At 70.3% G+C, this 21,362-nt stretch carries 17 protein-coding genes and 1 tRNA gene; 8 read left to right on the top strand and 10 right to left on the bottom strand.

Translation table 11 applies throughout. The annotated features are described in order from the left end of the window. The first annotated feature begins 26 nt into the window (after positions 1-26). The 3 genes from pheA (at position 27) to ACIQMX_RS20215 (ending at position 3,753) form a co-directional block, all read left to right on the top strand. Positions 27-962, top strand: a complete 936-nt coding sequence (pheA, locus tag ACIQMX_RS20225) for a prephenate dehydratase (RefSeq protein ID WP_219573947.1) — start codon at positions 27-29, stop codon at positions 960-962. Between the two features lie 707 nt (positions 963-1,669). Next, positions 1,670-2,959, top strand: coding sequence for a serine--tRNA ligase (gene serS, locus ACIQMX_RS20220; RefSeq protein WP_402479859.1), 1,290 nt, complete (start codon positions 1,670-1,672; stop codon positions 2,957-2,959). Beyond that, complete coding sequence (locus ACIQMX_RS20215) at positions 2,956-3,753, top strand: HAD family hydrolase (RefSeq protein WP_363066868.1); 798 nt, start codon at positions 2,956-2,958, stop codon at positions 3,751-3,753. Before serS ends, ACIQMX_RS20215 begins: the two co-directional genes overlap by 4 nt. 117 nt (positions 3,754-3,870) lie before the next feature. On the opposite strand, the gene ACIQMX_RS20210 is transcribed toward ACIQMX_RS20215, so the two are convergent. The 7 genes from ACIQMX_RS20210 to ACIQMX_RS20180 form a co-directional block, all read right to left on the bottom strand. Next, positions 3,871-3,957 (bottom strand) — tRNA-Ser (locus ACIQMX_RS20210). A gap of 343 nt (positions 3,958-4,300) precedes the next feature. After that, on the bottom strand, positions 4,301-4,996 hold the full coding sequence (locus tag ACIQMX_RS20205; RefSeq protein WP_363066869.1) for a hypothetical protein: 696 nt from the start codon (positions 4,994-4,996) through the stop codon (positions 4,301-4,303). 306 nt (positions 4,997-5,302) lie between these two features. Next, entirely contained in the window at positions 5,303-6,022 is a 720-nt protein-coding gene (locus ACIQMX_RS20200; RefSeq protein ID WP_402479855.1) for an ABC transporter permease, read from the bottom strand. A 28-nt stretch (positions 6,023-6,050) separates the two neighbouring features. Next, positions 6,051-6,962, bottom strand: a complete 912-nt coding sequence (locus tag ACIQMX_RS20195) for an ABC transporter ATP-binding protein (RefSeq protein ID WP_363066871.1) — start codon at positions 6,960-6,962, stop codon at positions 6,051-6,053. After that, positions 6,959-7,867, bottom strand: coding sequence for an ABC transporter permease (locus ACIQMX_RS20190; protein WP_363066872.1), 909 nt, complete (start codon positions 7,865-7,867; stop codon positions 6,959-6,961). The genes ACIQMX_RS20195 and ACIQMX_RS20190 overlap by 4 nt, the downstream gene beginning before the upstream one ends. Continuing rightward, positions 7,857-8,891, bottom strand: a complete 1,035-nt coding sequence (locus ACIQMX_RS20185; protein ID WP_402479850.1) for an ABC transporter ATP-binding protein — start codon at positions 8,889-8,891, stop codon at positions 7,857-7,859. Before ACIQMX_RS20185 ends, ACIQMX_RS20190 begins: the two co-directional genes overlap by 11 nt. A gap of 112 nt (positions 8,892-9,003) precedes the next feature. After that, positions 9,004-9,162 (bottom strand): hypothetical protein, encoded by a 159-nt coding sequence (locus ACIQMX_RS20180; protein ID WP_402479847.1) that lies wholly within the window; start codon positions 9,160-9,162, stop codon positions 9,004-9,006. Positions 9,163-9,213: 51 nt separating this feature from the next. Between ACIQMX_RS20180 and ACIQMX_RS20175 the strand changes: the two genes are divergently transcribed. The 4 genes from ACIQMX_RS20175 (at position 9,214) to ACIQMX_RS20160 (ending at position 13,501) form a co-directional block, all read left to right on the top strand. Continuing rightward, positions 9,214-10,065, top strand: a complete 852-nt coding sequence (locus ACIQMX_RS20175; protein WP_402479844.1) for a M24 family metallopeptidase — start codon at positions 9,214-9,216, stop codon at positions 10,063-10,065. Continuing rightward, positions 10,062-11,843 (top strand): SDR family oxidoreductase, encoded by a 1,782-nt coding sequence (locus ACIQMX_RS20170; protein ID WP_402479841.1) that lies wholly within the window; start codon positions 10,062-10,064, stop codon positions 11,841-11,843. Before ACIQMX_RS20175 ends, ACIQMX_RS20170 begins: the two co-directional genes overlap by 4 nt. Then, positions 11,840-12,811 (top strand): MerR family transcriptional regulator, encoded by a 972-nt coding sequence (locus ACIQMX_RS20165; protein ID WP_402479838.1) that lies wholly within the window; start codon positions 11,840-11,842, stop codon positions 12,809-12,811. Before ACIQMX_RS20170 ends, ACIQMX_RS20165 begins: the two co-directional genes overlap by 4 nt. A gap of 147 nt (positions 12,812-12,958) precedes the next feature. Then, positions 12,959-13,501 carry an RNA 2'-phosphotransferase gene (locus ACIQMX_RS20160; RefSeq protein WP_363066878.1) on the top strand — a complete coding sequence of 181 codons (543 nt, stop codon included), beginning with the start codon at positions 12,959-12,961 and terminating at the stop codon, positions 13,499-13,501. A 118-nt stretch (positions 13,502-13,619) separates the two neighbouring features. Here the strand turns inward: ACIQMX_RS20160 and ACIQMX_RS20155 are convergent, their stop codons facing one another. After that, positions 13,620-14,585, bottom strand: coding sequence for an LLM class flavin-dependent oxidoreductase (locus tag ACIQMX_RS20155; protein WP_402479835.1), 966 nt, complete (start codon positions 14,583-14,585; stop codon positions 13,620-13,622). A 191-nt stretch (positions 14,586-14,776) separates the two neighbouring features. Between ACIQMX_RS20155 and ACIQMX_RS20150 the strand changes: the two genes are divergently transcribed. After that, positions 14,777-15,643, top strand: coding sequence for a Cof-type HAD-IIB family hydrolase (locus ACIQMX_RS20150; RefSeq protein WP_402479832.1), 867 nt, complete (start codon positions 14,777-14,779; stop codon positions 15,641-15,643). A 274-nt stretch (positions 15,644-15,917) separates the two neighbouring features. Here ACIQMX_RS20150 and ACIQMX_RS20145 read toward each other — a convergent pair whose 3' ends face one another. After that, on the bottom strand, positions 15,918-17,714 hold the full coding sequence (locus ACIQMX_RS20145; protein WP_363066881.1) for a GAF domain-containing protein: 1,797 nt from the start codon (positions 17,712-17,714) through the stop codon (positions 15,918-15,920). Positions 17,715-17,777: 63 nt separating this feature from the next. After that, positions 17,778-21,326, bottom strand: coding sequence for a thiol reductant ABC exporter subunit CydD (gene cydD / locus ACIQMX_RS20140; protein WP_402479828.1), 3,549 nt, complete (start codon positions 21,324-21,326; stop codon positions 17,778-17,780). Between the last annotated feature and the right edge of the window lie 36 nt (positions 21,327-21,362).

The following is a 21,362-nucleotide window of genomic DNA, read 5'->3' as shown; positions in this document are numbered from 1 at the left end:
CCGGCCCGGCGCATTAGGGTGACGGTATGTCCGCCACGCGCTACGCCTATCTCGGCCCCGAAGGCACCTTCACCGAGGTCGCCCTCCGTACGCTCCCGGAGGCCGCCACCCGCGAACTCGTCCCGATGGTCTCCGTACCGGCGGCACTGGACGCGGTGCGCAACGGCACGGCCGCCGCGGCGCTCGTACCGATCGAGAACTCCGTCGAGGGCGGCATCACCACCACGCTCGATCAGCTGACCAGCGGCGAACCGCTGATGATCTACCGCGAAGTGCTGCTCTCCATCACCTTCGCCCTGCTCGTGCGTCCCGGCACCAAGCTGTCCGACGTCAAGACGGTCACCGCGCACCCGGCCGCGCAACCGCAGGTACGCAACTGGATGGCGGACCATCTCCCCCAGGCCGTGTGGGAGTCGGCTGCGTCCAACGCCGACGGGGCCCGGCTCGTGCAGGAGGGGCGTTACGACGCCGCCTTCGCCGGGGAGTTCGCGGCGGCGACCTACGGACTCGAGCCGCTGGTGACCGAGATCCATGACGCGGAGAACGCCCAGACCCGCTTCGTTCTGGTGGGCCGCCCGGCCCGCCCGTCGGCGCCGACCGGTGCGGACAAGACCTCCGTGGTCATCTGGCTCGGGGACGACCACCCCGGAGCACTGCTCGAGCTGCTTCAGGAGTTCGCGGTGCGCGGGGTGAACCTGATGCTGATCCAGTCGCGGCCGACGGGTGCGGGGATCGGGAACTACTGCTTCGCGCTGGACGCCGAAGGCCATATCTCCGACCGCCGGGTCGGCGAGGCGCTGATGGGGCTGAAGCGGATCTGCCCGAACGTGCGGTTCCTCGGCTCCTATCCGCGGGCCGGCGTGACCACGGCGGACGTACGGCCCCTCCGGGCAGGCACATCGGATGCGGCCTTCACCGAGGCCTCCGACTGGCTGGCCCGGAACCAGGACGGCCGGGCCTGACCTTCGCGGTCGACCCTTCGACCGGTCCGCCGGTCCTTCGGCCACCCGTCGACCGCTTTGCCAGTTCCCCGACCACTCGCCGCCCCTGCCCGACGGCCCTTCATCCGCTCGCCGACCGGCTCGACCGCTGCCCGTCGGCCGTTGTCACTGCGCTCATGGCCGGTGCGATCAGCTGATGGTCACCGTCGGAAAAGTTATCCACAGGCACGCCTCTCGGCCTGGGGACAAGTCGACACCACAACGCGACATGGTCGACAAATCTGCCCACGTCACTCAGACCGACCCACAGGTCGACGGGTCGTGTGTTGTCATCTCAATTCCAATGATCAACTCTTTAGGGCGAGGAATTCCCACCCGAACGAGCGTCTGAAGGGGGTTTGAACCCTGAATCCACAAGCCGTCACGCGGCTTTCGGAATGATCAACTCCATGTCCACAGACCTTCCTCACAGCCTGTGGATAACTTTGACCGGCCGCACATTCCTGTGGACAAGCGTCGCCCAACTCCCCGCCCGCGCAAGGCCGATGCGTCAAGGCGCCTCACCCTTCTGCCCCATTTAGGGGAATAGAGACCCTTTCCTTGATGGCCCCACTCCGGATCCGCGGGGATTCCGCCCTCAGCATTACCAATACCGGCAATTCGGGCAAAGTGACACGCTTGTCAGAATCGGTTCGGACTACCGAAGCCAACACCGGTAGCCTGGAGGGGTGATTGACCTTCGCCTGCTTCGTGAGGACCCCGACCGTGTTCGCGCCTCCCAGCGCGCCCGTGGAGAGGACGTCGGCCTCGTCGACGCCCTGCTCTCCGCCGACGAACAGCGCAGGTCGTCCGGTGTCCGGTTCGACGAGCTCCGTTCCGAGCAGAAAGCGCTCGGCAAGCTCATTCCCAAGGCCTCTCCGGACGAGCGCGCCGAGCTCCTGAAGAAGGCCGAGCAGCTCAAGGCCGACGTCAAGGCGGCCGACGCGGCACAGACCGAGGCCGACGAGGCGACCAAGAGCCTGCTGCTGCAGCTCGGCAACATCGTCCACACGGACGTGCCGATCGGCGGCGAGGAGGACTTCGTCGTCCTGGAGACGCACGGCACCATCCGCGACTTCGGCGCCGAGGGCTTCGAGCCCAAGGACCACCTGGAGCTCGGCGAGGCGCTCGGCGCGATCGACATGGAGCGCGGCGCCAAGGTGTCCGGGTCGCGCTTCTACTACCTGACGGGCGTCGGCGCGCTGCTTGAGCTCGCCCTCGTCAACGCGGCGATCGCCCAGGCCACCGAGGCCGGCTTCATCCCCATGCTCACCCCGGCGCTGGTACGCCCGCGCGCCATGGAGGGCACCGGCTTCCTCGGCCAGGCCGCGGAGAACGTGTACCACCTGGAGAAGGACGACTACTACCTGGTCGGCACCTCCGAGGTACCGCTCGCCGCGTACCACATGGACGAGATCATCGACGCGGACAAACTGCCCCTGCGCTACGCGGGCTTCTCGCCGTGTTTCCGCCGCGAGGCGGGTACGTACGGCAAGGACACCCGTGGCATCTTCCGGGTCCACCAGTTCGACAAGGTGGAGATGTTCTCGTACGTCGACCCGGCGGACGCCGAGGCCGAGCACCAGCGCCTCCTGGACTGGGAGAAGCAGTGGCTCACCGCGCTCGGGCTGCCCTTCCAGGTGATCGACGTCGCCACCGGCGACCTGGGTTCCTCCGCCTCCAGGAAGTTCGACTGCGAGGCGTGGATCCCGACCCAGGGCAAGTACCGCGAGCTGACCTCCGCGTCCAACTGCGACGGCTTCCAGGCACGCCGGCTGTCCGTACGGATGCGGGACAACCGCGACGGCAAGAAGGTCCTGAAGCCGCTGTCCACGCTCAACGGCACGCTCTGCGCCATACCGCGGACGATCGTGGCCATCCTGGAGAACCACCAGCTGCCCGACGGTTCGGTGCGGGTGCCCGAGATTCTCCGGCCGTACCTGGGCGGACGCGAGCTGCTGGAGCCGGTCGCCAAGTGACCTTTCCCTACAAGCTCGTCGCGACCGACCTCGACGGCACGCTGCTGCGTGACGACGACACGGTCTCCGAGCGCACGCGCGAGGCACTGGCCGCGGTGACCGCGGCCGGTGCGGCGCACATCATCGTCACCGGCCGCGCCGTCCCGTGGACCCGGCACATCCTGGACGACCTGGGCTACGAGGGCCTCGCGGTCTGCGGCCAGGGCGCGCAGGTCTACCACGCGGGCGAGCACAAGCTGCTGACGTCGCTGACGCTGGACCGGCAGCTGGCAGGCCTCGCCCTCTCCAAGGTCGAGGCCGAGGTCGGTCCGCTCGCGCTGGCCGCGAGCCGCGACGGGCTCGACGGCGAAGTACTGGTCGGCCCCGGGTACCGCGTGCAGGAAGGCCCGCTGCCGGCCGTTCCGGTCGAGGACCCGGCCGAGATGTGGTCCGCCCCGCTGAACAAGGTCTACATACAGCATCCGGAGCTGGACGACGACGCGCTGGCGAAGGCGGCGCGAGCCGTGGTCGGCAACCTGGTGGACGTGGTCATGGCGGGTCCGGGCGTGGTGGAGATCCTTCCGCTGGGACTCAGCAAGGCCACCGGCCTCTCGCTGGCCGCGCGTCGGCTGGGCGTGAAGGCGGCGGACACGATCGCCTTCGGCGACATGCCGAACGACATCCCGATGTTCGCCTGGGCACGGCACGGCGTGGCCATGGCCAACGCGCACGAGGACCTGAAGTCCGTAGCCCAGGAGATCACCGCGTCGAACGAGAACGACGGCATCGCCGTGGTGCTGGAGCAGTTGCTCTAGACCCCGGGGCCGGACGTCGGGGACCGGCCGCCGGTACTGGACGTCTGGCCCGGATATTCGGGACCGTTCGGGCCCGAGACGCCCGGGCTGGGCATCAGAGCCGGGTCTTCTGCGAGGCGGAGGATGCGCGGATCGAACGCGCGCGGGGTTTCGCCCCCGACGACGGCTTAGCAAGCCGCTGCCTTACCACTCGGCCAATCCTCCGGGAGGGCGGCCGCGCGCGGTGCGCAGCGACGGCCGCCCCGGCGTGCTGCTCGGAGCGGCGCGGCGGAGCAGTCGCTGACTACTCCGGTGCCGGCTCGGGCACGCCCTGCTGGGAGCTCGACGGACTCGGACTCTCGGTCATCGCCGCGCTCCTCTCCCGGTCTGTGGTGCCGTTCCCGGCGGGTGCCGTGTCACCTACTGTGCCGTGGCCCCGTGGCCCGGCGCCACCCCATTACGACGGCGCCGGGCCACGGTGGCTCCGTCAACGGACCTTCGGCGGAGGACCGTCGTCAGCGGGCCTCCCCAGACGGCTCCTCGGCGGCTCCTCGCCGATGGTCCTTCATCAGCGGTTCTTGTCGCGGCGGCCCAGGTCCTTCAGATTCCGCGCGAGCTCGTCCATGCGCCCGTCCAGCCGCACGATGTCATCGGACACTCCGCCCAGCCGCACGCTCATGGCACCGACCACGTGATGCGTGATCTCCATCCTGCGGTCGAGGCTGTCGAGGCGGTGCGACATCCGGTTGAGGACCGGCCCGAGTTCCTGCAGGGCGCTGCCGACTCCGGCCAGGCAGCTTTCGACCCGGGTGACGCGGTGTTCGAGCGAGGCGTATCCCGCGCGCAGGTCCTGCTCGGCGTCGAGCAGGTACGTACGGACGCACCGGGCGATGTCGCTGTCGCGAAGGAGCATGGCGACGTTGAGGACGGTCCTGCGGGTGTAGAGCGTGAGCTGGGCATGCGCCTGTGGATAACTCTCGCCCTGCCCGCCGTCCAATAGGGACATCATGTCCCTATTAAAAAGTCGCAGGTCAGCGCCGCGCAGCAGCCTGAGGCCATTCTCCTCCAGCTCTGCCCGATGGCGCTGGGTCACCTTTCTGACGACCTCTGTGGATACTTCGAAGTAGCGGGCCACGTCCTCGGTGCGTACGTGCACTCCGTCCGGGAGCATGACAAGGCTCTTCACCTTGTCCAGGGCGTCGACGCGTCCCATCTGTTCGACGCGCAACGCACGTGATTCGAGCAGGGCGACTTCCGTGGGCATGAGCGTGCCTTCCGTTCATGGAATCCGATGCCGGACTGTCCGGTGCTGGGCAGGACAGCCCTCTCCCCGGGCTTCAGGGGCGGAGGACGCTCACGGTTGTCACTCACTCAAGGACCGACCGGCGGGTGATTCCTCGCCGCATCGGCTATCCGGATTTCACGAAAGCTCGGCGCCACGGATTCCAGTTGCCTCCACGCAGAGTGGACAACGAGCCGATAACCGTACAGTTACGCGTACGACTGTCCGATATGCGACACCCCCCCGTCCATCGGACGGGGGGGTGTCGTCATCGCGAGCCTCTCGCGCTCACTCCTCGCCGGCGAGCTTCAGCGTCCGCAGCTTCTGACCGGCGTACCAGGTCGCCACCACGGTGACCGCCACCAGCAGGACCGTCGCGGCCGGCAGGCCGACATCGGAGGTGATCGCGTCGCCCCCGCCCACCTTCTCCGCCAGAGCCAGGGACCACTGCTGCACGCTGAGCGTGCGCGCGCCGGGAACGAGGCTGCCGAAGAGGGCCTCCCACACGAGCGCGTAGACGAGACCGAGGACCACCGCATGCCGGCTGACCGTGCCCAGCAGCAGGAACAGCGCGCTGTAGGCGACCGAGGCGACCAGTGCGGCGATGGTGTACGCCACCGCGATCTGCTGGCCGTTCCCGTTCAGGATCAGACCGGCGATCAGGGTCGGCACCGCCGAGAACACCATCGTCACGGCGATCGCCACGACCAGCTTGGTGAAGATGATCGTCGGCCGCTTCACCGGCTTGGCCAGCAGATAGACGATCGAGCCGTCGTCGATCTCGGGTCCGATGGCTCCCGTACCGGCGATCACACCGATCAGCGGCACCATGGTGGCGATGGCGAATCCGCCCAGCACGTCCGAGGCCACCTGATCGTCCGCCCCGGCGAACATGCGTACCGCCGCCGCGATGATGATCAGGAGCGCCGGCAGGACGAAGAGGATGGCGGCCCGGCGCCGGCCGAGCAGGGCCCGGTAGGTGAGCCGGGCGACTGTGGGGTCGTACATGACGTCACAGCTCCTTTCAGGCCACTACTCAGGCCGCTACGAGATAGGAAAAGACCGATTCGAGGGACTCGTCGGACGGCGAAACGGTCAGCAGCCGAATGCCCTGATCACGCGCCACCTTCGGCAGCAGCGTGGTGAAGCGTCCGAAGTCGACGGCCTGGATGAGCAGCGCGTTCTCGCCGAGGTCTACTTCGATGCCGGCCGTCGACGGATCGGCGATGAGCGCGGCAGCGAGGGCACGGTCGTCGCTGGACCGTACGAGATAGCGGTGCGGCCGGTCCGTCATCAGCCGGCGGATCTTCCGGAAGTCACCCGACGCGGCGTGTCGTCCGGCCACGATCACCTCGATGTGCGAGGCGAGTTGCTCGACCTCTTCGAGGATGTGGGAGGAGAAGAGAACCGTGCGGCCCTCGGCCCCCATCCGTCGCAGCAGTTCCATCAGCTGCATCCGCTGGCGCGGGTCCATTCCGTTGAACGGCTCGTCGAGCAGCAGCACGGACGGGTTGTGGACCAGGGCGGACGCCATCTTCACGCGCTGGCGCATGCCCTTGCTGTACGTGGAGATCTTGCGGTCCTGTGCGTACTCCATCTGGACCGTGGCCAGCGCGGCAGCCGCCTCGGCATCCCCGAGACCGTGCAGTTCGGAGTTGGCCACGACGAATTCACGGCCGGTCAGGAAGTCGTACATGCCCTCCCGCTCCGGCACGATGCCGATCTGCCGGTAGACGGCCTCGTTGCGCCAGATCGGCTCGCCGTCGAGCGTGACCGTGCCCGTCGACGGCGCGAGGAACCCGGCCATCATGTTGATGAGCGTCGACTTGCCGGCGCCGTTGGGCCCCAGCAGACCGGTGACTCCCGGCCCCACGGTCATGCTCACGTCGTTGACGGCGACCACGTTGCCGAACCAGCGGGAGGTGTGGTCGATCTCGATGGTGGTCACAGCCCGACCTTCCGGTAGCGGCGCATCAGTACGGCGTACGAGCCGGCGACGAGCGCGAGAACAACGATCAGGTAGACCACACCGGCTCCGGCCCCCGGCCCTTCCCCTCCGGGGAAGGCGGAGTCCGCTCCGAGGAACGCGGTCTGCACCCCGTCGATGAGCGTGATCGGGGAGAAGAGTCCCAGCCAGGCCACGGCGCCGGTGGACCCCGTGTCCCAGGCGATGCCCTGGATCGTGCTGACCGCGCCGTACGTGATCGTCAGTACGGCGATCACGGCTGCGACACCGAAGCCGCGCCGCGGGGTGAGTGCGGCCATCACGAGGCCGAGACCTGCGAAGAGCACGGACAGCAGCGCCACCGACACCATCCCCTGAGCGAACCACTTGGTCTGGTCGGCGAAGTCGAACTTCCCCAGCAGTGCGCCCACGTACAGGATGACGAGCGGCGCCGCTGTGAGGACGAAGAGCGCGGAGACCATGGCGGCGAACTTCGCGAGGACGTAGTCGCCCCGCTCGATCGGCCGGGAGAAGTAGAGCGGGATGCTCTTGAAGCGGAGGTCCCTGGAGACCGACTGCGGTGCCTGCGCGGCGATGAACAGACCGATGACCGCCTGCAGGTAGATCGCGAACCGGGTGTACTTGATCGGCAGCTGCGTCGTGTTGGGAGTGGCGATGGCGAGCGCCACGATGACTGCCGCGACCAGGCACATCACGCCGAACAGCAGCATGGGCAGCACCTTGGACTTGGTCGACCGGCCCAGTCCGAAGGAACCGCGCAGGGACTGCGAGTAGAGCGAGCGGCGGGCGTAGGCGCGGCCGAGGCGCGGGCCGTCGTAGGCGCGGTAGCCGATGTTGTGGATCCGGGAGGTCTCGCTCCCGGTCGCGGCGCCGGTCTCAGTGCTCATCGCGACCGCTCCCCTTCTGCAGTACGGCCCCGGCGGATACGGGCGCGGTCCGCGCCTCAAGGTGTGCTGCCGGTGCCTCTTCGGTACGGAAGACCTCGGAGATGTGGTGGCGGCGCTGTTCCATCCGGACGAGGCCGAGACCGAGACCGGCGACGCTGTCGCGCACGAGGTCGTACGTCTCCTCGCCGGCCGCCTCGATCAGCAGGATGTGGCCCGCTCCGGGCAGCCCCTCGGCATCGAGCCCGTTGAGCCCCACCAGCTTGACCCCCGCACCGGTGAGGACCTGGCGCAGGGCGTCGGTCCCGTCGGGGTGGGTGTCGCTGTCGGTGACCTCGACCGCGAGTGTCGTGGTGGTCTGGGTGAAGTCGCTGGTGGAGCTGGAGCGCAGCAGGGCTCCGCCGTCGATGACGACGACGTGGTCGCAGGTACGCTCCAGCTCGCCCAGGAGGTGCGATGTGACGAGGACGGAGATGCCGAAGTCGGTGTGGATCCGCCGGATCAGGCCGAGCATCTCGTCGCGGCCCACCGGGTCCAGACCGTTGGTCGGCTCGTCGAGGAGGACCAGCTGCGGGTCGTGGACCAGTGCCTGGGCCAGTTTCACCCGCTGCTTCATGCCGGTCGAGTAGCCGCCGATGGGCCGGTAGCGCTCCTCGTACAGGCCGACGTGCCGCAGCGTGTCCGCGGTGCGCTCGCGGGCCGCGGTCGGCGGGAGTCCGGACATCCGCGCCATGTGGACCACGAACTCGGTGGCCGAGATGTCGGGCGGCAGGCAGTCGTGTTCCGGCATGTAGCCGACCCGTTCCCGGATGGCGGCGCCGCTGGTCGAGACGTCGAGCCCGAGCACGGCGGCCCGGCCCTCGGTCGCGGGGGACAGACCCAGCAGGATCTTGATCAACGTGGACTTGCCGGCTCCGTTGGCGCCCACCAGCCCGGTCACACCGGGGCCGATGTCCAACGAGAGGCGGTCAAGCGCGGTCACCCGGGGGAACCGCTTGCTCAGGCCTTCGGTCGCAATGACAGTCACGGCATCGACGTTAGTGGCGCGGGCCACATCGGTCGTCAGACCTGAGGCTGGAATCCCGTCAGACCCCAGATGTACGGACCCGTAGGGGGTCCCCTCGGAGGAGGACCACCCGTCACAGGGTCCGGGACCGCCGGGCGATGCCGGGTCCGGACGAGCCGGCCGTGTCGCGTCCAGGGTGGACGACGGCGGCATGCCCGGACCGGCAGGCCGCGGAGTTGTCCACAGGCCAGACACACCCCTTGACGTAGCCGCCGGACATTGTCACATTCATCAGTGTCACGTTACGGGCACGTACCGCACACGGCAGGGAACGGACGGTGGCATGGTCTCGCGCGTCAAGGACGAACGGGCCCCGGAGCTTCAGGGGTTCAGGGAAGTGCAACGTCTCGCGTACGCCTGCGCGGAAGCGGTCGCGGCCCGGCTGAGACCGGGGGTGACCGAGCGCGAGGCGGCCCGGATGCAGCGCGAGTGGCTGCGTGAGCGCGGGGTGCGCGACTGGTTCCATCTCCCGTTCGCCTGGTTCGGGGACCGTACGGCGTTCGCCGGCTTCAAGGTGCCTCTGCAGTTCTTCCCGACCGACCGGGCGCTGGAGCCGGGGATGCCGTTCATCCTCGACATGGCCCCGGTGTATCAGGGGTTCACGGCGGACATCGGATACTCCGGCTGCCTCGGCCTCAACCCTCTGCACGACCGGCTGCTGGCCGATCTGGAGGTACACCGCGAGCTGATCCTGAGCGAGGTGCGGGAGCGGCGCCCGCTGCGCGAGACCTATGAGGACGTCGACCGCCTCATGATCAGGCAGGGGTACGCCAACCGGCATCGCGCCTACCCGTTCGGGGTCATCGCCCACAAGGTCGACCGGGTCGCCGAACGGCGTTGGTCACCCCATGTGTTCGGGTTCGGGACGCAGTCGCTCAAGGGATTGCTGAGCGATGCGGTGCACGGGCACCGGGAGGGCTGGTCGCCGCTCTGGAGTCCCTACCGCTTCTCCGGCCATCCCCCGCAACCGGGCCTGTGGGCGGTCGAGCCGCACCTCGGATTCCGGGGCACGGGCGCGAAGTTCGAGGAGATCCTGGTCGTCACCGACTCACGGGATCCCGAGCAGAGCGCCTTCTGGCTGGACGACGATCTGCCGCATGTGCGGCGCTGGGCCGAGGAGAGGGTGGCGGCGTGAGTCTGCGAGATCTGCCGGGGGCGCGCGAGCGCCGGGTGGCCACGGGCGGAATCGACCTGTGTGTCGTCGAGCTGGGTGACACGGCCCGGCCCACGATCGTGCTGGTGCACGGCTATCCGGACAGCAAGGAGGTCTGGACGCAGGTCGCCCGGCAGCTCGCCGAGCGGTGGCATGTCGTGCTGTACGACGTGCGCGGGCACGGCAGGTCGACGGCTCCGGTGCCGCTGCGCGGCGGGTTCACGCTGGAGAAGCTGACCGACGACTTCCTGGCCGTCGCGGACGCGGTGAGCCCGGACCGCCCGGTGCACGTGGTCGGTCACGACTGGGGGTCGGTGCAGGCCTGGGAGTTCGCCACGGTCAGCCGCACCGAGGGGCGGATCGCCTCCTTCACCTCGATGTCCGGCCCGTCCCTGGACCACTTCGGGCACTGGATCAAGCAGCGGATGTCCCGCCCCACCCCGCGCCGGGTCGGCCAGCTGCTGGGGCAGGGCGCCAAGTCCTGGTACGTGTACATGCTGCACACGCCCGTACTGCCGGAGCTCGCCTGGCGCGGACCGCTCGGCAAACGGTGGCCGCGCATCCTCGAACGGCTGGAGAAGGTTCCCCCGGGCGACTACCCCACGCCGTCCCTGCCCGACGATGCGGCCCGTGGGGCCTGGCTCTACCGGGACAACGTCCGTTCCCGGCTGCGCAGGCCCCGCGCCGACGCCTTCGCACACGTACCGGTCCAGCTGATCACCCCGACCGGTGACATATTCCTCTCGGAACAGCTCTACGACGGACTCGACGCATGGGTACCGCAGTTGACGCGTCGCTCGTTGCCCGCCAAGCACTGGGTCCCGCGCACCAGGCCGGATCAGCTGGCCTCCTGGATCGGCGAGTTCGTGGCGGTCAACGAAACGTCCCGGCAGGACGGCGTCCCTGTGCGGGACACCGCGCCGCAGGGTGCGTACGCGGACCGGTTCGGCGGTCAGCTGGTCCTCGTGACGGGCGCGGCCGGCGGCATCGGGCGGGCCACGGCCTTCGCGTTCGCCGAGGCCGGCGCACGCGTGGTGGTCGTGGACCGGGATGCAGAAGGAGCGAGCCGGACCGCGGAGCTGGCCCAGCTGATCGGCGCCCCGGCCGCCTGGGCCGAAGCCGTCGACGTCAGCGACGAGCAGGCCATGGAGAAGCTGGCCGAGAAGGTCGCCGCCGAGTACGGCATCGTCGATGTGCTGGTCAACAACGCCGGCATCGGGGCCTCCGGTTCGTTCCTGGAGACGAGCGCCGAGGAGTGGCGCCGTGTTCTCGACGTGAACCTCTGGGGGGTCATCCACGGCTGCCGTCTCTTCGGCAAGCAGATGGCCGACCGCGGACAGGGCGGGCATATCGTCAACACGGCTTCGGCCGCGGCGTATCAGCCGTCCCGTGCGCTGCCCGCGTACAGCACGTCGAAGGCCGCTGTGCTGATGCTCAGCGAGTGTCTGCGCGCCGAACTCGCGGAGAAGTCGATCGGCGTCAGTGCCATCTGCCCCGGGATCGTAAACACCAACATCACCGCGACCACGCGCTTCGCCGGAGCGGACGCGGCCGAGGAAGAGCGGCTGCGGAAGCGGACGAGCAAGTTGTACGGGATGCGCAATTACCCGCCGGAGAAGGTCGCCGACGCGATTCTCCGGGCGGTCGTCCGCAACCAGGCGGTCGTCCCGGTGACGCCCGAATCCCATGCCGCGCGGTTCCTGTCCCGGCTCAGTCCGGGAGCGCTGCGCGCGGTCGCCCGGCTGAAGCCTCCGCTGTGAGCGCCGACGGGCCGTCGGCGGCCGGCCGGACAGTCGCCGAGTACCGGATCGAGGACCTCGCGCACGCCAGTGGCGCCACGGTCCGCACCATCCGCGCCTATCAGGACCGAGGGCTGCTGCCGACCCCGGAGCGGCGCGGCCGGGCCAACATGTACCGGGACACCCATCTCGCCCGGCTGCGGCAGATCGCGGACCTGCTGGACCGGGGCTACACCCTGGCCAGCATCAAGGAGTTGCTGGAGGCCTGGGACACGGGGCGCGGCCTGGGCGGCGTGCTGGGGCTCGTCGCCGAGGTACACGGACCCTGGACGGACGAGCGGGCCGATCGCATCACCCGCGCGGACCTGGAAGAGCGCTTCGGCGGGCACACCGACGACGAGGCGATCGACGAAGCAGTGGAACTGGGAGTGCTCGAACGCATTCCGGGGCGTGAAGACGAGTTCCTTGTTCCGAGCCCACAAGAGCTGGCTGTGGCCGTGGAGTTGTATGCCGCAGGCGTCCCGCTGAGCGCAATCTCCGGGCATCTGAGGGAACTTCGCGGGCAGGTCGAACAGATAGCCTCCCGTTTCCTGGAGTTCACGACCGAACATGTCTTCGCCCGCTATCTGGGCCACCAGCCTCCGACCGACGCGGATGCGACCGAGGCGGCTTCGATGGTGCGTCGGCTCCGGCCGCTTGCCCAGCAGACGGTGGATGCCGAACTCGCACGCGCCATGCGGACGTTCGCCACCAGGCATCTGGAGCACCACCTTTCCGCAGCCGCCCCCTTCACCCCACAAGCCGCCGTGTCATCGCCGGCATCCATCACCCTTCCGGCCGGAACAATCAGCGCTGTGGAGCGCCTGGTTGGGCGCGACAAGGCGGCAGCCTTCATTGCCGCAGCCGCCGAACGAGAGGTACAGACAAGGACATTGGACTCATTGACCCCATCCAGCATCTATAGCCCCATAGTTGACGAAAAGGGTTAATTCCACAGGCACTTGTCCACAGAATCGCCAAATTACCTGTGGATAACCCGAGTTGGCTGTGGATCAAACCTGTGAGCGAAAAATAATCAGTGGACTCGGGAGCCAAATCCGGATGCGCCGGAGAAGGCTCGCGGGCAGGCTGTGCGGATGGATGACAGACGCACCGTCAAGGTGTCCAAATACCTCTCGAAGCACCTCCGGCATCAGCCCGAGCGAATCGGTCTCACGCTGGACGCCAACGGCTGGGTGGCGATCGACGAGCTGCTGCGGGCCGCTGCACGCCACCACTTTCCGCTCACCCGTGCCGAACTCGACCATGTCGTCGCGTCCAACGACAAGCAGCGCTTCGCCGTCGAGGGCGAACGCATCCGGGCGAGCCAGGGCCACACCGTCGAGGTGGACCTGGACCTGCCCCCGGCCGAGCCGCCCGCGTACCTCTACCACGGCACGGTCGCCCGGTCCCTGGACGCGATCCGCAGCGAGGGCCTACGCCCGATGAACCGCACGCACGTCCACCTCTCGCCCGACCGCGAGACGGCGACCCGCGTCGGCGCCCGGCGCGGCCGCCCTGTCGTCCTGTCCGTGGACGCGGGTGCCCTGCACCGGGCCGGACACCTCTTCTACATCAGCGCCAACGGGGTCTGGCTCACCGCCGCCGTACCGCCGGAATTCCTGCGCCTTCCCGAGTGACGGGACGCCTGTGACCGACCGACGGGACACCTGACCGACCGACGGGGACGCCCTGACCGTCCGAAGCGGCACTCGCTCCGCCCCATCGCCCCTGTCCGGGTGCTGCCCCCGGCACCGCTCACTTGCCTGCGAGCTGGTCCAGCCCCTGCGACACGATCCGCGCGAAGAGCTTCTCGTCCGCCACCGCAGCGGGGAACTCGGGGCTTCCGTCGGGCACCGGTGCGTGGATCACGAGCTCGGTGAAGCCCAGCTCCGCATACCTGCCCGCGAAGTCCACGAACGCGTCCACGGAGGCGAAGGGCCCGACCCGGCCCCCGACGAGATCCGGGTTGAACTCCGGCGTGAAGCCGGTGAGCAGGATCTTGTCGAGCTCGTCCACGTCCCGGCCGTTCTCGGCACAGGCCTTGCCCAGCCTGGCGACCTGGCCCCGGACGGCGCCGATCGACTCCGCCGCGCTGCCCGCCTCGTACATCTTCGGATCACCCGTGGTCACCCACGCCTGCCCGTACCGCGCGGCCAGCCCGAGCCCGCGCGGTCCTGTCGCGGCGACGGCGAACGGCAGCCGCGGCAGCTGCGCGCAGCCCGGAAGGTTCCGGGCCTCGGTGGCCGTGTAGAACTCGCCCTCGCGCGTCAGCCCGGCCGGCTCGCGGAGCAGCGCATCCAGCAGCGGCACGAACTCGCCGAACCGGTCAGCCCGCTCGCGCGGGGTCCACGGCGACTCGCCGTCCCGCAGGAGCGTCGTGGCGTCGAAACCGTTTCCACCGGCCCCGATGCCCAGCGTGACGCGCCCGCCCGAGATGTCGTCGAGTGAGATGAGTTCCTTGGCCAGGGTGACCGGATGCCGGAAGTTCGGTGAGGTCACGAGCGTCCCCAGCCGCAGCCGCGAGGTGGCGCAGGCGGCCGCCGTCAGGGTGGGGAGGGCGCCGAACCACGGCCGGTCCCGGAAGGCCCGCCAGGCCAGGTGGTCGTAGGTGTACGCGGCGTGCAGACCCAGTTCCTCCGCACGCTGCCACTGCGTCCGGCCGCCCTCGTGCCAGCGGCGGACGGGCAGGATGACGGTGCTGAGGCGCAAGGGGGTGCTCATGGCCCAGAGTTTACGGTGGGCCGCCCGGCCCCACCCCTTTCCGCAGGCCCTCTCGCGGGACAGCGCCGGGAGCGTCGGCGCCGGGAATCCGCAGACATATGCCAGAGGAATGTTCTCCTGTTCAGCGGCGTGCGCACTCAAATGTGCGCCCCTCCGCACGCCCGTGCACCCTCGTACGCGAGAATGGACCGGTGACCTCAGCTACCGAACAGCCCGTTCCTGCCGCTCCCCGGCTGATCGCCACCGACCTGGACGGCACCCTCCTGCGCGACGACAAGACCGTCTCGGACCGCACGGTCGCGGCGCTCGCCGCCGCCGAGGAAGCCGGGATCGAGGTCTTCTTCGTCACCGGACGTCCCGCCCGCTGGATGGATGTCGTCAGCGATCATGTGCACGGCCACGGCCTGGCGATCTGCGCCAACGGGGCCGCGGTCGCCGACCTGCATGCCGGCGGCAGGCTGGTGAAGGTGCGGGGGCTGGAGCGGTCGATCGCCCTCGATGTCGTGCACACGCTGCGCGCGGCCGCCCCCGGCACGTCGTTCGCCGTCGAGCTGGCCACCGGTATCCACTACGAACCGGCCTACCCGCCCTTCCACCTCGACCCGGGCGCGACGGTGGCCGTGGCCGAGGAGCTGCTCCACGAGGAGACGGCGGGTACCGGAGCCCCGGTACTCAAGGTCCTGGCCCACCACGGCGAAATGGCCCCGGACACCTTCCTCGCCCTGGCGCGCGACGCCGCCGGCGACCGGGCATCCTTCACCCGGTCCAGCCCCACAGCGCTCCTGGAGATCAGCGGTCCCGGTGTCTCCAAGGCCAGCACGCTGGAGCTGTGCTGTGCCGAGCGCGGCATCTCCGCCGCCGAGGTCGTCGCCTTCGGTGACATGCCGAACGACGTGGAGATGCTGAGCTGGGCAGGCACCTCGTACGCGATGGGCAACGCGCACCCGGCCGCTCTGGCCGCTGCGTCCGGCCGCACGGTCACCAACAACGAGGACGGCGTCGCCGTCGTCATCGAGCGGATCATCGCCGACCGCGCCCGTCTCCGCGTGCAGCACTGAGGGGCTGGGGGCCGGACCGTGAGCGGGCGAACCCTGCCCCGGCCCCGCGTGGAGCACGGAAGGACCGGAACGTAAGCGGGCGAACCCTGACGCCCCGCGTGCAGCACTGAAGGGCTGAGGGCCGGACCCGTGAGCGGGTGAACCCTGCCCCGGCCCCGCGTACCGGCGCCGAAGGGCTGAGGGCCGGACCGTGAGCGGGCGAACCCTGACCAGGCCCCGCGTACCGGCGCTGAGAGGACGGGGCCGTACCCGCCCCGCGAGACCCACCGAAGGATCAGAGCGGCGCCTGCCACACCACCGTCGTACCCGCGCCGTCCTCCCCGATCCCGGGCCCGAACCAGCTGGCCCCGCCGAGTGATTCCGCCCGGCGGGCCAGGTTCCGCAGCCCGCTGCGCCTACCGCCCTCAGGGATCCCCACCCCGTCGTCGGCGACCGAGAGGCGGACCGCGTCCCGTCCGTCGGGCAGCGCCACGGTCGCGTCGACGACCACGTCGATCCGCGCCGCATCGGCGTGCCGGAAGGCGTTGGACAGAGCCTCCCGCAGGGCGGCGATCAGGTTCTTCCCGGTCAGCTCTCCGACCAGGGAGTCGACGGGGCCGAGGAAGCGATGGGACGGCTTGAAGCCCAGCGGGACCGCGGCCATGTTGATCTCGCGCAGCACACGGGTGCGCAGCCCGGAGGGCGCCTCGGCAGGCTCCTGCTGAAGCGCGAAGATCGCGGTGCGGATCTCCTGAATGGTCACGTCGAGTTCGTCGACCGCCCTGCCGACCCCGGTCTGTACCTCGGGCACGTCCGACCGGCGCTGCGCGCTCTCCAACATCATCCCGGTGGCGAAGAGCCGCTGGATGACCAGGTCGTGCAGGTCGCGGGCGATTCGGTCGCGGTCCTCGTAGACCGCGAGCCGTTCCCGGTCGCGCTGCGCCTCGGCCATCATGAGCGCCAGGGCCGCCTGCGAGGCGAACTGGGTGGCGAGGGTCCGCTCCATCTCCGTGAACGGCCGCCCGCCCCTGGCACGCGGGGTGGCGAGCGCGCCGAGCACCCGGCCCCCGCTGTGCAGCGGAAGCATCATGCTGGGGCCGAACCGGTCCGCGATCCTGGTGATCATGCGGGAGTCGGTGGCCGAGTCCTCGACGAACACCGCCTCTCCGTTCAACAGCCTCGCCGCCACCGGGCTGTGCGCCGGAATGATCACTCCGAGCGAGGCGGACGGGTCGTCCGCGGAGACGGCGACGATCTCCAGCCCTCCGTCCTCGGCCGGCAGCAGCACGATGCCTGCCGCGGATCCGGCGAGATGGCGGGCCTGTTCGGCAACGACGGAGAGCGCGTCGTCGGCGTCTCCGCCGGACAGCAGGGCCGTGGTCACGGCCACTGACCCGTCGATCCAGCGCTCGCGCTGCCTGGCCGCCTCGTACAGCCGTGCGTTACCGATGGCGATGCCTGCCTCGGTGGCCAGCACACGGACCATGTGCAGGTCGTAGTCGTTGAACTCGCCGCCGTCGGCCTTCTCCGCCAGATACAGATTGCCGAAGATCTCGCCCTGGACCCGGATCGGGACGCCGAGGAACGTGCGCATCGACGGATGTCCCGGCGGGAAGCCGGCGAACCTCGGGTCGGACGTCAGGTCGGCCAGCCGCAGGGGGTGCGGTTCGTGGATGAGGGCGCCGAGCAGCCCCCTGTGCCCGTCCGGCCGCCGCCCGATGCCGTGCGCGACGGTCTCGGAGACTCCGTACGTGACGAAGTCGGACAGGCCCTTGCCCTCCTCGTCCACGACGCCGATGGCCGCATAGCGGGAGTGCGCCAGCTCGGCGGCCGTCTCGCAGATCCGGTCGAGCGTGGAGTGGAGCTCCAGCCCCGTGCCCACGGACCTCATGGCCTCCAGCAGCCGTGGCACGCGGGCGGTAAGTTCGGTGGACAGGCCCTGCAGGCTGCGGGTCGCCTCCGTCGCGGCGTCGAGCGAGTCCTGCGAGACCTGCGGTTCCACCGGTTTCAGGGACTCAGGAGCCGTCGGCTTCGGCGGCTCCTGGGGCTTCAGGGGTTGATCCGGATCCGCATGATGGTCCTGCTCTGACATACCCAGAGCGTAGTGAGTCCCATTTGAGGGGGAAAGTCGAGAAGCGGAGGCGGTCCGCGCATCTCAGACAGGCACGCCCACCGGCTCGCCCGAACCGGCCGCGGTCTCCCGCTCGCGCTTCAGCATCCTGCTCAGCGGCCCGTCCACCGCTGCGAGAGCGCTGTACGGGCCGCGCTGCACGGCGGCGCCCTCCTCCAGGACCACCACCTCGTCCACGGCGTCCAGCCCTTCGAGCCGATGGGTGATCAGCACGGTCGTACGCCCCTGAGTCGCCGCCAGCAGGTCCGCGGTCAGGGCATCGGCCGTCGGCAGGTCGAGGTGCTCGGCCGGCTCGTCCAGGACGAGCACGGGAAAGTCCGCGAGCAGCGCCCGGGCCAGGGCGAGCCGCTGGCGCTGACCGCCGGAGAGGCGGGCCCCGTGCTCACCGACGAGCGTGTCCAGACCGTCCGGCAGCGCCAGCGCCCAGTCGAGCAGCCGGGCCCGGCCGAGCGCCTCGCACAGTTCCGCATCCGTCGCGCCGGTACGGGCCAGCCGCAGGTTCTCCCGGATGGAACTGTCGAAGACGTGGGCGTCCTGCGCACAGAGGCCGACGAACCGCCGGACCGTGTCCCCGTCCAGCGCGGACGCGTCCACCCCGCCGATCCGGTACGTGCCCGTCCGCGCGTCCAGGAAGCGGAGCAGGACCTGAGCCAGCGTGGTCTTCCCGGAACCGGACCGGCCCACGACCGCGATGCGCCGGCCCGCCTCCAACGTGAGGTCGAAGCGTTCCAGCGCATCCTGCTCGGCTCCCGCGTAACGGGCCGACAGGCCTCGGACCTCCAGCGGGAACGGCGACGCGGGGGCCTCGGCCGGGATGGCGGGTTCCCGCACCGGCACCGGGGCGTCCAGCACCTCGAACACCCGCTCCGCACTCCGCTTGACCCGCTGCCGGTACTGCACGGCGAGCGGCAGACCGGTCACGGCCTCGAAGGCGGCCAGCGGGGTGAGGACGACCACGGCGAGTTCCACCCCGGCCAGCCGGCCGTCGGCCACCGCGGGAAGGGCGACGAGGGCGGCGGCGACCACGGTGAGCCCGGCGATCAGGGCGCCGAGACCGCCGCCGAGCGCGGTGGCCGTCGCCGCCCGGGCGGCGATCCGGGTCAGCACTCCGTCGGCTTCCCGGGTCCGGGCCACGCGGTCCGGAAGCGCGCCGGCGACGGTCAGTTCGGCGGTGCCGCCGAGCAGATCGGTGATCCCGGTGGCCAGATCCGCCCGCGCGGGCGCCAGGCGGCGCTCCACGTGCCGGGCACAGGCTCCGCTGACGAGCGGAACCCCGACGCCGGCCAGCAGCAGTCCGGCAGCCAGTACGGCGCCTGCCTCGGGCAGCAGCCACGCGGTGAATCCGACGGCCCCCGCGCCCACGACGACCGCGGTGCACGTGGGCAGCAGCCATCGCAGCCAGTAGTCCTGGAGAGCGTCCACATCGGCGACGAGCCGCGAGAGCAGGTCCCCGCGCCGGGTCCGGCGCAGGCCTGCCGGCGCGATGCGCTCCAGGCTCCGGTAGACGCCCACGCGGAGCTCGGCGAGCATCCGGAGCACGGCATCGTGCGAGACGAGTCGCTCGGCGTAGCGGAAGACCGCCCGGCCGATCCCGAACGCGCGGGTCGCCGTCACCGCCACCATGAGGTAGAGCACCGGCGGCTGTTCGGAGGCACGGGAGATCAGCCAGCCGGAAACGGCCATGAGGCCGACGGCCGAGCCCAGCGCGAGGCTTCCCAGCAGCAGAGCCAGCAGCAACCGGCCTCGCTGTGCGCCGGCGGCCTCCCTCACCCGGGCGAGCACATGCCCGGTCCACGCCGTCGTGTCCCGCAGCGTGCCGGATTCCTTCGGCGGATCGGCCGCCACGGCCGCTGCCCGGGCCTCCACCGGCCCGGACGCCCCAGAGGCATTCCGCGCCGCCGCTTGCCCTGCTGCCGCGGCCGGCGCCGGCTCGTCCACTCCGGCGGGTGACAGCGTCACCACCCGGTCCGCCACGGACAGAAGTGCCGGCCGGTGGACGACCAGCAGCACGGTCCGGCCCACGGCCAGCCGCCGTACCGCCTCGACGATGCCCGCCTCGGTCTCGCCGTCCAGGCTCGCGGTCGGTTCGTCGAGCAGCAGTACCGGCCGGTCGGCGAGGAACGCGCGGGCGAGGGCGAGCCGCTGGCGCTGTCCTGCGGAAAGCCCCGCGCCGTCCTCGCCGAGAAGCGTGCCCGCCCCGTCCGGCAGCGCGGCCACGAAGTCGTAGGCCCCGGCCTCGCGCAGCGCGGCCGTCACCGCGTTGTCGTCCGCCCCAGGCCTGGCCAGCCGGACGTTCTCCGCGATGCTGCCCGCGAAGAGGTGCGGGCGCTGCGGCACCCAGGCGATCCGCTCGCGCCAGCGCTCGGGGGAGAGGGCCGCCAGATCGGTCCCGCCGACCCGCACCCGGCCCTCGTCGGGTGCCACGAATCCCAGCACCACGTTCAGGAGGGTGGACTTGCCGACGCCGCTCGGGCCGACCAGCGCGACGGTCTCTCCCTCGTCCACCACCAGTGAGGCCGCGGCGAGCGAGGGTTCGGCGCGTCCGGCATGCCGGACGGTCACTCCTTCCACTTCGAGCCGCAGCGAGGCGGGGACGTCCTGCGTACCGCCGGTGCGCGGCTCGGTCTCCAGGACGGCGAAGATCTCCTCGGCGGCCGAGAGCCCCTCGGCGGCCGCGTGGTACTGCGCGCCTACCTGCCGGATCGGCAGGTAGGCCTCGGGGGCGAGGATCAGCACGATCAGACCGGTGTAGAGGTCGAGCTCCCCGTGCACGAGCCGCATGCCGATGGTGACCGCGACGAGCGCCACCGACAGCGTCGCCAGCAGTTCCAGGGCGAAGGACGAAAGGAACGCGATCCGCAGCGTCTTCAGCGTGGCCTGCCGGTACTGCGAGGTAATGGTGCGGATGGACTCGGCCTGGGCCTTGGCCCTGCCGAAGACCTTCAGCGTCGGCAGGCCCGCGACCACGTCGAGGAAGTGTCCCGAGAGCCGTGAGAGCAGCCGCCACTGCCGGTCCATCCGCGACTGGGTGGCCCAGCCGATGAGAATCATGAAGAGCGGGATGAGCGGCAGCGTGACGACGATGATCGCGGCCGAGACCCAGTCCTCGGTGACGACTCTGGCCAGCACGGCAACCGGGACCACCACCGCGAGGCCGAGCTGCGGAAGGTAGCGCGCGAAGTAGTCGTCGAGCGCGTCGATTCCCCGCGTGGCGAGAGCCACCAGAGAGCCGGTGCGCTGCCCGCTCAGCCAGTCCGGACCCAGCTCCGCCGCCCGGGCGAGCAGGCGCCCGCGCAGCTCGGACTTGACGGCGGCGCCGGCCCGGTAGGCGGCCAGTTCGGTGAGCCACGCGACCAGGGCCCGGCCGAGTGCGACCGCGGCCAGCAGCAGGAGCGGAGTGCGCAGGTCCCCGCCCGTGAGCCCGTCCTCGAAGCCGCCCACCACCACTTCGGCGACGAGCATGGCCTGGGCGATGACCAGCGCCGCTCCGGCCACTCCGAGGACCACCACTGCTGCCAGGAACAGGCGGGTGGCACGGGCGTGGTGGAGCAGACGCGGATCGATCGGTTTCACGTGAAACACCCCATGGGGCTCGGCTCGGTCAGGGCA

It is taken from the genome of Streptomyces sp. NPDC091416, from assembly GCF_044756845.1.
In the GTDB taxonomy this organism is placed as follows: Bacteria; Actinomycetota; Actinomycetes; order Streptomycetales; family Streptomycetaceae; genus Streptomyces.
This window is presented reverse-complemented; position numbering and strand designations above follow the sequence as displayed.